This window comes from Pantoea sp. EABMAA-21, from assembly GCF_030053335.1.
Classification (GTDB): Bacteria; Pseudomonadota; Gammaproteobacteria; order Enterobacterales; family Enterobacteriaceae; genus Pantoea; species Pantoea communis.
In genome coordinates this window covers 39561-55412 of sequence record NZ_JASGBX010000008.1, presented here as the reverse complement: position 1 = coordinate 55412, position 15852 = coordinate 39561, and the positions used below count along the sequence as shown (strand labels likewise).

Sequence of the window (15852 nt, the reverse complement as noted above, 5' to 3'; positions counted from 1 at the left end):
TTTGCCTGGCGGTATTAGCAATAATAACAACACAGCTTCTTTAGGGTGAATCATGAGTAAACTCGGGTTTTACCTGCTGCTGCTGGTGCTTGCACCTGTGGCTGCGGTAATCGTCATCACGCCTATGGACAGCCAAAAACAATATATTTTTGGCTTAATCAGCATCGGGATGATGTTTTTACTGGGCTTCAGCAAAAGCCGCAAAATAACTGTCATCATGGTTATCCTTTCTGCGCTGATGTCGACCCGATATATCTGGTGGCGCACCACGGAGACGCTGCAGTTTAATTCCGAGATTGAAGCGATTCTCGGCATCGGCTTATATCTGGCCGAACTGTATGTCTGGCTGATTCTGATTCTCGGCTTCCTGCAAACCACCTGGCCATTAAAACGCACCATTGAACCGTTGCCGGACGATACCAGCCTGTGGCCTACCGTTGACGTCTATGTCCCGACCTATAACGAAAGCCTCGACGTAGTGCGTGATACCGTGCTGGCGGCGCAGTGCATCGATTATCCGCGTGACAAGCTCAAGGTCTATCTGCTGGATGACGGCAAGCGCAGCGAGTTTGCGGTTTTTGCCGCCGATGTAGGGGTGGGCTATATCACCCGTGACGACAACAGTCATGCGAAAGCCGGTAACCTCAACCATGCGATGAAAATCACCAAGGGTGAGCTGATCTGCATCTTTGACTGTGACCACGTCGCCACCCGTACTTTCCTGCAGGCGACCGTCGGTCCGTTCCTGAACGATCCCAAGCTGGCGCTGTTGCAGACGCCACACTATTTCTATTCACCGGACCCGTTTGAACGTAACCTGCGTGCAGCGCGTACCATTCCGAACGAAGGCGCGCTGTTCTACGGCCCGGTTCAGCAGGGTAACGACAACTGGAACGCCACCTTCTTCTGCGGTTCCTGTGCGGTGATTCGCCGTAGCGCGCTGGAAGAGATTGGTGGCTTTGCGGTGGAAACCGTGACCGAAGATGCGCACACCGCATTGAAAATGCAGCGTTTAGGTTGGGGTTCAGCCTTCCTGGCGATTCCGCTGGCTGCCGGTTTGGCCACCGAACGTCTCGGTCTGCACGTGGTTCAGCGTAACCGCTGGGCGCGTGGCATGACGCAGATCTTCCGTGTGGATAATCCGCTGTTTGGCCGTGGTCTGAAATGGCAGCAGCGTCTCTGCTACCTCAACGCCATGCTGCACTTCCAGTTCGGTCTGCCGCGCGTGGCATTCCTGACCGCGCCGCTGGCGTACCTGCTGTTCAACCTGAACATCATTCACTCGTCGGCGTCGCTGATCTTCGCCTACGTATTGCCGCATCTGGTGATGTCGCTGTACGTCAACTCCCGCATGAACGGCAAGTTCCGTTACACCTTCTGGGGTGAAATCTACGAAACCGTGATGTGCTTCCACCTCGTGATCCCGACGTTGCTGACCATGCTGGCACCAAAGCGCGGTAAATTTAACGTAACGGATAAGGGGGGCCTGCTGGACCAGGGCTTCTTCGATTTCCACATCGTCCGCCCCCATGTGATTGTCGCGGTACTGCTGACCATTGGTATCGTCGCGGGTGTGGTGCGTGCTGTTGCGCATGACTACTTCGGCGTGGATCCTTATGTCATCGCTCTCAACGTCGGCTGGGCGGTGTTCAGCCTGATCATCCTGATGGCGGCGATTGCCGTGGCGCGCGAAACCAAGCAGGTACGTAAAACCATTCGTATCGAAGTGCAGATTCCGGCGGTGATTCACTACGCCAGCGGTATCTCATCACGCACCCAAACCAGCGACCTGTCGATGGGCGGCGCGCAACTGGATGCGCCGGACAACCGTCATGAGCATGATGAAATTGAAGAGATTGATCTGCTGCTGAAATCCGGTGCCATCACTATTCCGGTGAGCAAAATCTCCGGCGATGAAGAGACCATTCGTCTGCGCTTTGGTGATATGCCGCTATCGCGTCGTCGTGAGCTGGTGCGTGTGGTACTGGCGCGCGCCGATGCGTGGATCCAGCCCGAGTATAAGCAGGACAACCCGCTGGTATCGTTGGGCACTATTATTCGTACCGTATTTGAGCTGTTCTGGCTGACCTGGAAAGATCGCCGTGAGAAGCATAAGCGTGAAAACCAGTCGGCAGTGAAAGAGGACAGCGCAGTATGAAGAATTTGACGCAAACGTTGCTGGCAAGCTCGCTGGCGACGGCGCTGATGCTCGCCCCGGCCTGGGCAGAAACCCCTGCGGTAACGCAGGATAGTTCGGCCTTGTCCAACGTGCCGCCACCGCAAGGCATCCAGAGTGAAGCGGATGCCCAGTTGCAGCAGGCGGCGGGTGCAACACCTTATGCGCCCACTGAAAATGCACCAGCAACTGAAAATACTGCCCCGGCTGCGACGGATATGCCAGCAGCCAACGCCACGAACTCGGCTGCACCACAGACGGAGCCGCCTGCTACCACGCCAGCGCCAGAGATGGTGCTGCCTGATGTGGCACCTGCAGCATCAGTCGCCGCACCCGTGGTTTCCGCTTCTGCGATGCTCAATCAACCTATCAGCAGCACCATTTCCGTGGCGCAGATGGGCCAGCCGCAGGGCATCACCTTAACGGGCGGTCAGCTGCAATCGGGCATCGTGTTTACTCTGCCGAGCGATGAAGTGATCACCAACGCGCGTCTGAATTTGTCGCTGCGCGTTTCAGCAGCACTGGCGGCGCGTAATACCTCGTTGCAGCTGATGCTGAATGGTCAGCCGCTGGGCACTTTGCCGCTGGGTTCAAGCGACAGCGATGTCAGCGACTATCAGCTGGATATTCCAGCGGCGATGGTGGTCTCAAGCAACAACCTCAGCTTCAAAATTAACGATGCCGACAAACTGCTGTGCGAAAAAGAGAGTGCACAGCAGTATCAGGTGTCGATTCTGCCTAAAACCACGCTGAGCCTCGAAGGCCAGCAGTTGAATATCGGCACCAGCCTGCGCAACTTCCCGCGTCCGTTTATGGATGCGCAGCGTATGACGCCAGCCAGCGTGACCTTTGGCTTTGCCGCCAATGCCACGCCGGACAGCATCAGCGCGGCGGCGTTAGTGGCATCATGGATGGGTATTCAATCGGACTATCGCGGCATTCGTTTCCCGGTGGTGCGTGGCGATCTGCCTGAGCACAACGGCATTTTGATTGGTCATCCCGGTGAGAAGATCGGTTCTGTGACTTTACCTGCCACCAACGGTCCGCTGTTGCAGGTGATTGATAACCCGAACAACCCGGTTTACAAACTGCTGTTAGTTGTCGGTGCGGATGATGCTCAGCTGCGTCAGGCGGCAAACCGTTTGACCACGCAACCGCTGGCGACCGATGCCAGCAGCCTGAACGTGCAGCCGCAGCCGATTGGCCTGCGTAAGCCGTATGACGCGCCGCGCTGGATCAATACCACTCGTCCGGTGCGGTTGAGCGAGCTGCTGCGTAAAGATCAGAGTCTCACCACCACCGGCATCTGGCATGATGCGCTGAGCGTGAACTTCCGCGCGGCACCCGATTTGTTCATGTGGGATGGCGACACTATTCCGGTCGAGCTGCACTACCGCTTCCCGTCGGAAAGCTGGATTGATGAGAACAAATCGTTCCTCAACGTGATGCTTAACGGCACCTTCCTGCGCAACCTGACCGTAAACAAAGTCGGCTTGCTGGAGAGCGCCTGGCATCGTCTTGGCGGCGACGCCCGTCAGGAGCACTACACCCTGAAGCTGGAGCCGTATCTGATTTACGGTGATAACCAGCTGGCGTTGTACTTCAACATCAAACCGAAAGCGGACGCGCCATGTGGTGTGTTGCTCAACAACAACATCAAGAGCCGCATCGAAGATGATTCGTGGATCGATCTGAGCCACACGCGTCACTTCACCATGCTGCCGAACCTGTCGTACTTCGTTGGCGCATCATTCCCGTTCTCGCGTCTGGCGGACTTCTCGCAGACCACCTTGCTGCTGCCAGAAAAACCGACCGATGCAGAGATCTCCACGCTGCTGGATATGTCTTCACGTGCGGGTAACGCGACCGGTGTACCGCTGGTGCAGAATCAGGTGCTGTTTGGTTTGCCAAATGGTGGCACTAACCTGACACGCCTGCAGGACAGTGATCTGCTGGCGGTGAGCACCACACAGAACAGTGAATTCAATCAGCAGATGCTGGCTAACACGCCTTATCAGACCAGCGGTAATACGTTGGGCGTGAAAGATCCGACGACCTGGGACAAGCTGCGTGGCTGGCTGACCGGCGACTGGAACCTTCAGCAGCTGGATGCCGATCGTTACTTCTCCTCCAACGAAGCGTGGCGTGGCTTTGTCAGCTACCGCTCGCCGTGGAATGCCGATCGCCTGGTGGTGATGACGGTGGCGACCAGCGATCAACAGCTGCTGCGTTTGCATGAAGATCTCAACTCGGCGCGCATTAACGCGGGCATTCGTGGCGATACCGCCATCATCACTGATGAAAACGGTATTCGCAGTTTCCGCGTCGGTCCACAGTTCCCGAGTGGCGAAATGCCGTGGTACATGATGGTGGTGTGGTATGCCAACCAGCATTCGGTGCTGATGGCGCTGGCCGCTCTGGTGCTGGCAACGCTGGTCGGCGGTAGCGCATGGGCGATGCTGAAGCGTCATGCATGGCGACGCCTCAACCCGAAAGCTGATAGCAAGTCCGGCAAGAAGTAAGGATAAAAACAATGAAAAAAAATCTGTTGAGTGCCGGTATTCGTCATGCCCTGATTCTGGGTGGGGCACTGGCGTTCTCTCAGCCGCTGCTGGCGGCGGAGAGCACCAATCCTGCGTTACAAGCGTTGTTTGATCAGGCGGCTTACTGGCATCAGAAAGCGCATGACGATTTGGCCAAATCTTCGCTGCAAAAAGTGTTGATGGTGGAACCCAACAACACTCAGGCGCTTTATTTGCTGGCGCTCTATTCCCAGCAGAGCGGCAGCAGCGCGGAAGCGGCGCAGTGGCGCGCGCGACTGAGTGCCGCATCGCCGAACGATCCGCACCTCACCGAACTGGATAATGCGCGTCAGCTGCAAACCATCCCACAGGCGCAGCTGTCGTTAGCGCGCCAGCAGGCCCGCAGTGGCAATATTGCAGCTTCGCTGCAAACCTGGCGCAATACCTTTAATGGTAATGAGCCACCACCGAGCGTGGCGGCGGAATATTACCTGACCATGGCCGGAGACCGCTCGCTGCTGCCGCAGGCGGTCGAAGCGCTGCGTCAATTCGCGGCCGATCATCCACAAGATACCGGCGCGAAGCTGGCACTCGGCAAAGCACTGACCTATCAGGAATCGACCCGTCGTCAGGGTATTGATCTGCTGGGCACGCTGGCGGATGGCAATAAAGACGCTGACCGTTCACTGCGCCAGGCGCTGCTGTGGCTCGGCCCGCAGGCGTCCGATGCCTCGCTATACCAAACCTGGCAGCAGCGTCATCCGCAAGACAATGCGGTGATGGATTACTACCGTAAAAATGTTGGCGGCGCTGAGAAGGGGGCTGGCTTTACCGCACTGAACAGTGGTGACGTCAGCAACGCGCAGAACAACTTTGAGAAAGTGCTGCAGGCGAACCCGCAGGATGCCGATGCACTGGCGGGTATGGGCTATGTGGCTCAGCGTGCCGGGCGCTATGCCGAAGCGGCTGATTATCTGACGCGCGCCGCGCAGATGGGCGGCGATCAGAGCGAGACGCGCCAAAAGCAGGCAGCCGATGCGCGCTTCTATGCTCAACTGGCGACCGCGCAGCAGGCGCTGAAAAACGGTGACAGCGCGCAGGCATTAGCCTTGAGTGAACCCCTGGCGCAGGCCGATGGCGAGAAAGGCGTTTCCGCTAAGCTGTTCCGCGCGGACGTGCAGCGTCGCAGTAACCAACTCGACCAGGCAGAACAAACTTATCGCTCTATCCTGCAAGCCGATCCGAACAACCGTAACGCCAAAGAAGGCCTGTTCTACGTGCTGCGTCAGCAGAACCGCAGTGCCGAAGCCAACACGCTGCTGGCTTCTCTGCCGGATAGCGTGCGCCAGAGCGTGGCCCCGCGCGGCAGCAGCACCGATCCGATTCGTGCGCAGGCTAAGCGTGAGCTGGCGGCGGGCAACAACAGCGCCGCGATAGCCACCTTGAACAGCGGTATTCAGCGCTTCCCGAATGATGGCTGGTTACGCCTCGACCTGGCGCGTATTTATCGCGCACAGGGCGATAATATGATGGCCGCCAATATCATGCAGCCGTCGATGCGCAGCGGCGCCAGCACGGCAGAGCTGTATGCTGGCGCATTGAACGCCAGCGAGAGCGGTGCCTGGCAGCAGGCGAGTTTACTGCTGTCACGCATACCGAACGGCAGCAAGAGCAGCGATATGCGCGAGCTGGCGCAGCGTGTGAACTTCAACCTGCAGATGACCACCGCCGATCAGTATCTGGCGCAGGGCTCGAATGCTGCAGCGGCGAATACCCTGCGTGCGCTGGCCTCGTCACCTCCGTCCAACCCGGTGGATGCCGGTAACCTGGCACAGAAGCTGGCGAAAGCGGGCGATCTCACCACCGCTGTCTCTGTGGTGCGCAGCAATATGCAGCGCGGCATTCAGGGGAATGCCGGTGATTACGCTGCACAGGTTGCGGTGCTCAACCAGGCGGGTCTGAATACCGAAGCGCAGAGCTTCCTCAGCAGCCCGGAGTTGCAGGCGCGCAGTACACCAACGCAGCTGGCGGGTATTCGCAACGGTTACGTGATCAACGAAGTGGATCGTCTGCGTGAGCAGAAGCAGTACGCCGCGGCTTACGACAAGCTGGTGGGCGCACTGCAGCACGATCCACAGAACCGCGATCTGATGTTCGCCATGGCGCGACTGTATCAGTCCGGCAAGATGAACAAAGAAGCGGGTGTGGTGTATGACTACCTGATGACCCAGGATACGCCAACGCAAGATGCGCGTACCGGTGCCATCAACGTGGCACTGGCGAATAATGACGTCAATAAAGCCAATACCCTGACACGTGGCCTGAACAATGAGCAGTCACCGGATCGCCAGCTGTTACTGGCGCGCGTGGCTGAAGCCAACGGCAATCACAGCCAGGCCATGAGCTATCTGCGCAGCGCGCGCGGGCAGTTGATTGGTCTGCAGGATGCCACCAACGGTGATACGCCAAGCGTGGGTGGTCTGGCATTGGCGGATAACCCGTTCATCAACCGGGGTACTTCGCCGGTGGGGCGTTCTCCGTCTGCTTATGGCGCGGTGATGCCATGGCAATCGGCACCGGATGTCACCAGCAGCGCAACGGGGACCACGCTGGCCAGCAATACACCGGCAATCCAGCAGAGCCAGACGCTGCGCCAGATCGACAGTATGATGGACGATCTACAAGAGAAAACCGGCACCTGGATTCAGGGTGGCATGCAGGTACGTGGTCGTGACGGCGAATCGGGTCTGAGCAAACTGACCGAAGCCAAAGCGCCACTGACTTTCTCCACCGTCCCGTTTGGCGAATCGCGCTTTGACTTTACTATGACACCTGTCTCGCTCACGGCGGGCAGTGCGGCGGGCGACGCGTGGCGTCGTTTCGGCACCAATGCCCTGGTGCAGGGTAATGTGGTGGCGTCTGGCGATGCCAAAATTGACGATGTCCCGTCTTCATCCACTGATTCGCAGAAAGCCACCGGTGTTGAGCTGAACCTGGCATTGAAAGGCGACAGCTACAAGATCGACCTCGGCAGTACGCCACTGGGACAGGATTTGAGTACCCTGGTGGGGGGCGTGCAGTGGTCACCGAAACTCACTGACTTCCTGACGCTGATCCTCACCGGTGAACGTCGTGCGATGACCGACAGCCTGCTCTCCTATGTGGGCGTGGAAGATAAAACCAGCGGTAAGCGCTGGGGTCGCGTGACCAAAAACGGCGGTAATGCGTTGCTGAGCTACGATAACGGCGATGCCGGTTTCTACGTCGGCGGCGGCGCTTACAGCTACATTGGTGAAAACGTGGCGAGTAACAACAGCGTGCAGGCGACTGCCGGTGCGTATGTGCGTCCGTTCCACTACGACGATCGCGAGCTGAAGGTGGGCATGAGCCTGTCGTGGATGGATTACTCGAAAAACCTGAGTTACTTCAGCTACGGTCAGGGCGGTTACTTCAGCCCGCAGAACTATGCATCGGTCTCGTTCCCGATTGAGTTCTCCCGCAAGTTCGACGATCTGAAAGTGAACGTGGGCGGTTCGGTGGGTTATCAATCCTACAGCCAGGATAAGAGCGCTTACTTCCCGAACGATCCGACTTACCAGGCACAAATGCAGAGTCTGGCCGATCAGGGTTACGTGAAAAGCGCTTACTACAGCGGCGAGAGCAAGAACGGTATTGGCTACAACTTGCACGCCGGTGCGGATTACAAGATCAACAAAGATGTCACTGTGGGTGGGCAATTAGGCTACGACACCTTTGGCGATTACAACGAGAGCACAGCGAATCTGTACTTCCGTTATCTGTTCGGAGACAACTAAATGAGTGAGCAGGCAACCGCGCGCGTCAGCCATCCGCATCAGCCGGGTTGGTTTGATCTGGTCAGCGTGATGATTGAAGGGATGCTGGACAACGCGGGCGAGGAAGCCGAAGGCTTCCTCAACAATGTGGGCGCATCGCTGGCAGCGCGCTATCCTTTAGCGGAAGCGCGCACCGTGCAGGATCTGGAACGCGAGATGAATCTGCAACTGGCGCGCTTTAGTTGGGGGTTCACCCAGCTTCAGCCGCTGGAAAATGCCATTCTGATTCAGCATCATGCGCTGCCGCAGGGCGACAGCAAGGTGGGTGCAGAGCGCTGGCAGCTGGCGATGAGCGCCGTGCTGGCCGGTGTTTATTCACAGTGGCTGCAGGCACAGGGCGGCAGCGCTGCGGTGCCGGTTACCTTCGAAAAGAATGACGGCAACACGCTGCATTACCGATATCAATAGGATTGTTTGATGAGAGTCATACGCTTCTGGCGTCAATGGATGCTGTGTTTCATGGTGATGTTTTTTAGTGCTCAAGCCGCCGCAGATGGCTGGAGCACTTTTAAAGGCCGCTTTATGAGCAGCGATGGTCGTATCAGTGATACAGCCAACAATAATGTCAGTCACACCGAAGGTCAGGGCTATGGCATGCTGCTGGCCGTCGCGAATGACGACCGCACCACGTTTGATCTGCTGTGGAAGTGGACGCGCACCCATCTGCGTAATCCGCAAAACGATCTGTTCTACTGGCGTTACACGCCGGGTGCTTCAGACCCAATTGCCGACAAGAACAATGCCTCTGATGGTGATGTGCTGATTGCTTGGGCACTGCAGCGCGCAGGCCAAAAGTGGGGCGGTGATTATCAGTCAACTTCTGACCGTATTCAGCGCGCCATCATCAAACAAAACGTAATCACGTTTGGCGGCCACACGTTGATGTTGCCAGGCGCACAGGGCTTCAATAAAAACAGCTATGTGGTGCTGAATCCCTCGTATTTCCTGTTTGCCGCCTGGCAGGAGTTTGCTGACCGCAGTCACCTGCGCGTGTGGAATAACCTGATCGATGACGGCATGGAACTGCTCGGTGATATGCATTTTGGCAAAACCGGTCTGCCGCTCGATTGGGTGGCGCTGAATGCCGATGGTTCAGTGGCTCCGGCAGTGGGTTACTCCAATCGCTTCAGCTACGATGCGATTCGTATCCCGCTCAATATCTGGTGGTATGACCCGCAAAGCCTGCGTCTGGTGCCGTTCCAGCGCGTCTGGCAGGGCTATGGTCGCCAGACGACACCGGCCTGGTTTGATGTGCTCGCCAACACCCCTGCGCCATACAATATGGACGGCGGCTTGCTGGCGATTCGCGATCTGACCCTGAATCAAACCGGTTATCTCAGCGATCGTTTAGCGCCGGATCAGAACTACTTCTCCGCCAGCTTGCAGTTACTGACCTGGCTGGCGTATCAGGAAAAGCGTTAGATATTTCGCGATACATCGCGTTGTCAGCTCATAGCGCAGTTTTTGTAGCAGTGCTACGTACTACGCAATTGAAAGGGCCGCACTTCATCAGCGAAGTGCGGCTTTTTTTATTTGAAGTCCGCATACGGCTCAAGCGGTTGTGGTGGCATATCCATATCGCCATTCCAGCCGCCCATTGAATAACGCATGTAGATCAAGCCGTGACTCGGGGTGTAATCCTTGGCTTGCTGAATATCCATCGCGAGACCGACTGACCAGTGCGGCGTGATGCGTCGTTCTACCACTGCTTGCAGGGTGTAACCAAAACCGTTGCCGGAACTGCTGTCGGAGGTCGGGTTGGAAGCCAGCGTAAAGCCAGGATTGACCGGATAACGCTGCTGACCGTCGGTTTGCGATTGTGACCAGGAGACCGAGCCGCTCAGATCAAACGACCAGTTATCGGTGCGTTGACGATAAGTGACCGGCACCGCCAGCGAGAAGTACTGCTGCGGACTGTAATAGCCGCCCTGGCCAAAGGTGTAATCGCTCAGGTCTTTCTGGTAATGCCACAGCATGCTGTTAAGGCCCACGGTGGCGCGGCGATTGTCTTCGTTGATCAGCTTGTAGTAGTAACCGGCCATCAGGCGTTCACGGCTGTTGTCCGCCACGTTCTCACCGGTGATTTGATGGGCGCTGATATCGGCCCATACGCCATTCGCGCCGCCCTGATCATAACTCAGTCCCACCGAACCACCGGTTGCCACCACGCCACCCCAGGTTTTGCCGCCATTGGCCGCGGGATCGCGTGCACCGGCATAGGCCAGCAGCGAACTGGAGATCGGTCGGCGTGAAGCGGTGAACGTCACGCCGATATCTTTGACATCGGTTTTCCAGCTCAGCCCGCCCACCCAGTTGGTGACTTCAAAACCGAGCGGCGTGGTGCCGATATCGCCAGACCAGCGATCGTTATGCCAGCCAACGCCTATCGCCGTGCCTTCATCACGCTGGGTAAAGTCGCGGCTGCAGCCACCGGAGTTGTCATCATTACAGCTACCGAAGCGTTCGCTGTTGCTGCCATTGCTGGTGGCGAAGGTGCCTGCCGATACCAGCACATGATCGACGCGCACAAAGCTGCGACCGTCGGCCAGCGGGGTCTCCGCCTGCATCATGGTGGTGTGCGCGGTGAAATCGGAGATGCCGCCGGTGCCTTTATCGCGCGAATAATCCTGTTCGAGCGTGAAGGTGGTGTCCTGCTGACGATAGAGATCGGCGGCATCGCTGCGAATACCGCGCTTCAACCAGTCATCACTGGCGTCATTACGCGTCAGGCGGGTATAGCTGTCGTTATCCTGCGGCACGTCGCGGGTGATGCCGCTGGCGGCCATCGCCAGGCGATAATCCTGCTGCGCTGCATCCGGCTGTTGCTGCTGAGTTTCCAGACGTGCCGCATCGCGATAGACCAATGCTTTGCTTTGCGACGGGGCTTCTTTGGCGGCGCGCATTTTTAAATCATTGAACAGCTGCTGCGCATGCGCCGTATCGCCGCTGTTTTGCCATACCAGCGCCACGCGGCGTCCGCTGTTGATATTTTGCTGCGCCACGCTGGCGGGTAAAGCCTGCAGCGCTGTGCGTGCTTCGTCTTTGCGCTTCAGGGCGATAAGGGCTTCGATACGGCCCAGTGCTGCATCATTGTTGGTTGCATCCTGCTGCAGTACGTGTTGGTAACTCGCCAGCGCCGATTTCGCGTCGCCGCGTTCCAGAGCCCAATCCGCCAGGGTGATATCACGTCGCGTCAAGGCCGGTTGCTGCTGCAACAGTGCCAGCGCGGCAGATTCATTGCCGTTGGCGCGCAGCTCACTGGCGCGGGCGTAGACTTTATCCTGCGTTAAGCGGCCCGCCAGCTCGTGCATATTGCTGTCCCAACGCGTTTCCGGCAGGCGATGCAGTGCCGCCAGTGCCGCATCATCCTGATCGCCGGACGAGAGCCACAGCGCCCAGGCATAGAGCGCGGCGGGTTCCTGCGCGTGCTGACGCACCATGGCATCCATCACCTGGGCGCCTTGTGCTTCTTCGCCACTGCTGCGTAGCGCACCGGCTAAACGATATGAGAGCCAGATATCGTTGGGGTTATCCTGCGCGGCCTGGCGATATTTCACCACCGCCTGATGCCATTGACCTTGCTGCGCCAGCGCATCCGCTTCAGCCCGCAGGCTGTCGCTGCGCAGTGAACGCAACGTCTCCGCCAGCGACCGCTGTTGCGCGGTGGGCAGGGCATTAATAAACGCCATCGCGCGAGCCGGTGACTGCTGCTGATACAGCGCTGCCAGTCGGCGCACGGCGGTGGTATTGCTGCGATCCAGGCGCAGCGCCTGTTGCCAGTACTGTTCTGCCTGCGCGTCGTTTTTGCGCGCCTGCGCGACATCACCGAGGCCAATCAATGCCCAGCTGTCACGGTTATCAATGGCCTGCGCACTGCGATACTGGTGTTCCGCACCGGCCACATCGCCTTTTTTTAGCGCGTCGTCACCGTTGTTGATCGCCAGCCAGTAGCGGTTGGTTTGCAACAGTGATTGCCACTTGCCAATCTGGGTGCTGGCCTGTCCGGCCTGAATCGCTTTCTGCAGCCAGCCGATCGCCGCTGCGCGGTTATTGGCTCGCGCCTGCGCCTGACCCATCGCGCCCATCAGTTCGGCATCATTCGGGTTGGCTTTCAGCGCGGCGCTGAGTGACGCGATGGCACCTGCGCCTCCACCAGCATCGACCAGCGCCAGCCCGCGCATGCGTTGACGATAAGCGGGATCGGCCAGCAGCTTCTGCTGTCGGGCCAGTTCTTCCTCGCCGCGCTGTTGCGCATCACCGGAAGTGAATACCTGCAGATACTGCTTCAGACTGGCAACCGTGCTGTCTGACACCGGCTGATTTTGAATCTGTTGCAGCCAGAGTTCGGAGGCGGCATCACGCCCGCCGTCACGATTGGCCAGACGACGCAGCTGCACCAGCGCCTCGCCTGGCTGATTGTTATCAAACGCCATGCGCGCCAGTTGCAGTTCAACCCCAATATTGCCGGGATAACGCGCTTCCAGCGCCTGCAACTGGCGATAAGCGGTGGGCTGCTGACCGGGTAAACGTGCCACCAGTCGCCAGTATTCCAGTTCAGTATTCACATCCGGGAACACGCCGTGGAACAAGGCATCCCAGGCCGTTTTCGCTTCTTCAACGCGACCCGCGGTGGCCAGCAAACGCGCCTGCTGCAGTTGCTGGCGCCCTTCAGCGCTCATCAGACGCAGGCCGGTTTCCGATTCACGCGTCGCCACGTCATTGGGCGCGACCTTCTTCAGTTCATCCAGCAGCGTCTGTGCTTTTGCCTGATCGCCCTGACGCAGTGCCATGCGAATTTGCGCTGCCAGCACCTGCGGATTATCAGGGTCGATTTTTTCCAGGCGATAAAGCGACTGCTGCACCAAATCATACTTGTTGGTGGATTCACCGGTGCGAATCTGCATCAGCAGCCAGGCCACTGGTGACACCTGAGGGCCCTCGGCAGCCATGCCGGAGCCCGCCAGGATAGTGGCAATCAGCAGACCGAGTGGCAGTTTATTCATCGTCTTCCAGCTCGGCCAGGCGGCGACGGCTCACCATGCGCATCAGGCGCCATGCCATCAGTGCAAACAGTATCACCACCACCACGGCACAAATCGCCAGCCACACCGGATGCGTTGCCAGCAGATTCCACAGGCGCTCCCACCATGGAAGATGGCCGACGAAGTAGGTATCGCCGACGCGCACGCTGGTGACGCCCGATTCTCGCACAACGGTGGCAGAACCGAACACGGCAGCGCGCTTGCCGCTATCGAGCAGGGCATTATTCAGCAGATCCCAGCCGCGCGGGCTGTCGGCCAGCAGCGCAACCACGCTGCGCTGATCGTTAAACGGCGACTGGAAGCTGACGATGGCACCCATCGGGCCGCGTGAGCGGATACCGGTCTGGCTCTCTACCGCACGATCGCTGGCGGACACCGGTACGTTCTGCGCGGTAATCGGGCGTGATGGCATGTTGATCCAGCTACGCGCCGCATCCGCCAGCAGGTTGATCTTTTTGTCATCCTGCAGATCCTGCGGAATGCCGCCGATCATGAGCAGGTCTGCGTCTTTATCTTTTGCCTGGTTCCAGTCATCGCTCATCTGCACGCGCAACGCCGGATAGCCGGTCTGGGCACCGATGGCGCCCAGTGCGTTCAGCATCGTGCTCACTTCACCGTTCACGGGCTTCGGCTGTACTAACACCAGCGTCTGCGCCAAATCGGCATAACGGCTGTAAGGGAAACCGGCGTTGGCGTATGCACCCAGTGAAGGCATTTCGATGTAGTGGCGATAGCCGGAGAAGTCGATGCTGGAGTTGTCATCGATCACCACATGGTGGCCCACCGCGGTGACGGTTTCGCAACGGCCGTCGGCGGTGCCACCAATAAAGGTGTTGGCGTAATCAAAGCTGAAGCGCAGTTGGTTGACCACGCCGAGGCGCAGCGCCGGGATGGTCAACTGGCGGTTGCTGTCCTGCAGGCCTTGCATCAGCGGAATGCGCATGATCTGCTGGCCTGCCGTGTCTTTCGGCGTCAGCGGGTAATCCTGCATGAATTGATTGTTCAGATGCACCGCCAGGCGCGAGCCATCTTGCTGGATCGGCGAGGTGTAGCGGTAAATCAGATCCATGTCGATGCCGCGTGCGCGGACCAGGAACAGGTCCGGCGGCAGGTTCAGCGTCAGACTGATCGGGTTCGGTTGCAAACCATCGGCCTGCAGCTGGTTCTGATACTGCGTCAGCTCGGCAAACGTGGTGCGGCGATCGGTGCGCACCCAGTTTGGCGCATCATAGGCCTGACGCGGTGCCAGCATTTTCACACTGTCGATGGTTGAGGTATCCCCGCGCAGCAGCAGTTCGCCTTGCGCAATACCTTCGACGGCGGTCAGCAAATCGTTGTCATCGCGGCCGAGAATCAGCAGCATTTTTTCGTAGGGATTGTCCGGCTGGCTCACCATTTCCACCGTGGGTTTCTCCACCGGTGGCAGATCTTTCAGGAAGTCCGGGCGATGATCGTTGGTGGCAAACACCACCGCATGCTGTTCTTTTGGTAACTGGTTATACAGGACCGGGAAGGATTGACCACGCCACTGTGCTTTGCTGCCGAACCACGAAGCCAGAATCCCTGCGGCACGCTGCTGCAGCAGGTTAGGCTGATTGCTGAACACCATCGGCAATTGCAGTGGGCGGCTGTCGCGGGCATCAAAGAACGGTTCCGGGAAGTGCGACAGGTCGTTCTTCAACGGCAGTTTTTGCAGCGTCAGGTCGAGTTTGCTCTCTTTACCGATATCCATCCAGATGGTGCTGTTGGCCGGGTTTTCACACACGTTGGCGTAGTGGCCCACCAGTTCAAGGCGCACGCGGTTAAAATCGCCAATAAAACGCGGATCGATCGGCAACTGAGTTTGATTCTCTTTGCCCAACTGATCGGCGGTCACGGTGACCAGTCCCACCAGCTCATCGTTGAGATAGACCTTGAGCTGCGACAGCGTCGGAATCAGCGCCGGTGAAGGGCGATAGCTGAGCGTCAGCATGGCGCGTGTCACCACTTCATCACTGCGCACGCCGAACTCAATCTGGCTGGTGGGCTCGGTGCCGCGCAGCGTCATGCTGCCCGGCGGCGGCGCGACCTGATTAAACAGCAGTTGGCTGTCGCGCAGCGGGGCATTGGCATCCAGCGGCTGGCTGACGACCGGCAGCGGTATCTGTGCACTGGCGCGCGGTGCTTCAGGGGCAGAAGGCTGCGGTGCGGCCTGTGCCAGCGTTGCAGTGCCCAGCAGCAGGGCAGTAAACCAGCTCAGTTTTCTCGTCATGGTCATA

General features: G+C 58.4%; 7 protein-coding genes. 5 read left to right on the top strand and 2 right to left on the bottom strand.

The features are described 5' to 3' along the window. Positions 1-52: 52 nt before the first annotated feature. From bcsA to QMZ65_RS13350, 5 genes are read left to right on the top strand one after another with little or no spacing between them, the layout of a single operon-like run. A complete protein-coding gene (gene bcsA / locus QMZ65_RS13370) occupies positions 53-2158 on the top strand; it encodes a UDP-forming cellulose synthase catalytic subunit (RefSeq protein WP_160833354.1) in 2106 nt (701 codons plus the stop codon). Beyond that, complete coding sequence (bcsB, locus tag QMZ65_RS13365; RefSeq protein ID WP_097118490.1) at positions 2155-4698, top strand: cellulose biosynthesis cyclic di-GMP-binding regulatory protein BcsB; 2544 nt, start codon at positions 2155-2157, stop codon at positions 4696-4698. The genes bcsA and bcsB (QMZ65_RS13365) overlap by 4 nt, the downstream gene beginning before the upstream one ends. 11 nt (positions 4699-4709) lie before the next feature. After that, positions 4710-8513 (top strand): cellulose biosynthesis protein BcsC, encoded by a 3804-nt coding sequence (locus QMZ65_RS13360; RefSeq protein ID WP_283216167.1) that lies wholly within the window; start codon positions 4710-4712, stop codon positions 8511-8513. Then, positions 8514-8960 (top strand): cellulose biosynthesis protein BcsD, encoded by a 447-nt coding sequence (gene bcsD / locus QMZ65_RS13355; protein ID WP_034827794.1) that lies wholly within the window; start codon positions 8514-8516, stop codon positions 8958-8960. Between the two features lie 9 nt (positions 8961-8969). Beyond that, positions 8970-9974 (top strand): family 8 glycosyl hydrolase, encoded by a 1005-nt coding sequence (locus QMZ65_RS13350; protein WP_283216166.1) that lies wholly within the window; start codon positions 8970-8972, stop codon positions 9972-9974. A 107-nt stretch (positions 9975-10081) separates the two neighbouring features. On the opposite strand, the gene bcsC is transcribed toward QMZ65_RS13350, so the two are convergent. Together bcsC and bcsB (QMZ65_RS13340) are read right to left on the bottom strand one after the other, a co-directional pair. Beyond that, positions 10082-13555, bottom strand: coding sequence for a cellulose synthase complex outer membrane protein BcsC (bcsC, locus tag QMZ65_RS13345; RefSeq protein ID WP_283216165.1), 3474 nt, complete (start codon positions 13553-13555; stop codon positions 10082-10084). Further along, entirely contained in the window at positions 13548-15851 is a 2304-nt protein-coding gene (bcsB, locus tag QMZ65_RS13340; RefSeq protein WP_283216164.1) for a cellulose biosynthesis cyclic di-GMP-binding regulatory protein BcsB, read from the bottom strand. The genes bcsC and bcsB (QMZ65_RS13340) overlap by 8 nt, the downstream gene beginning before the upstream one ends. Position 15852: the final 1 nt, after the last annotated feature.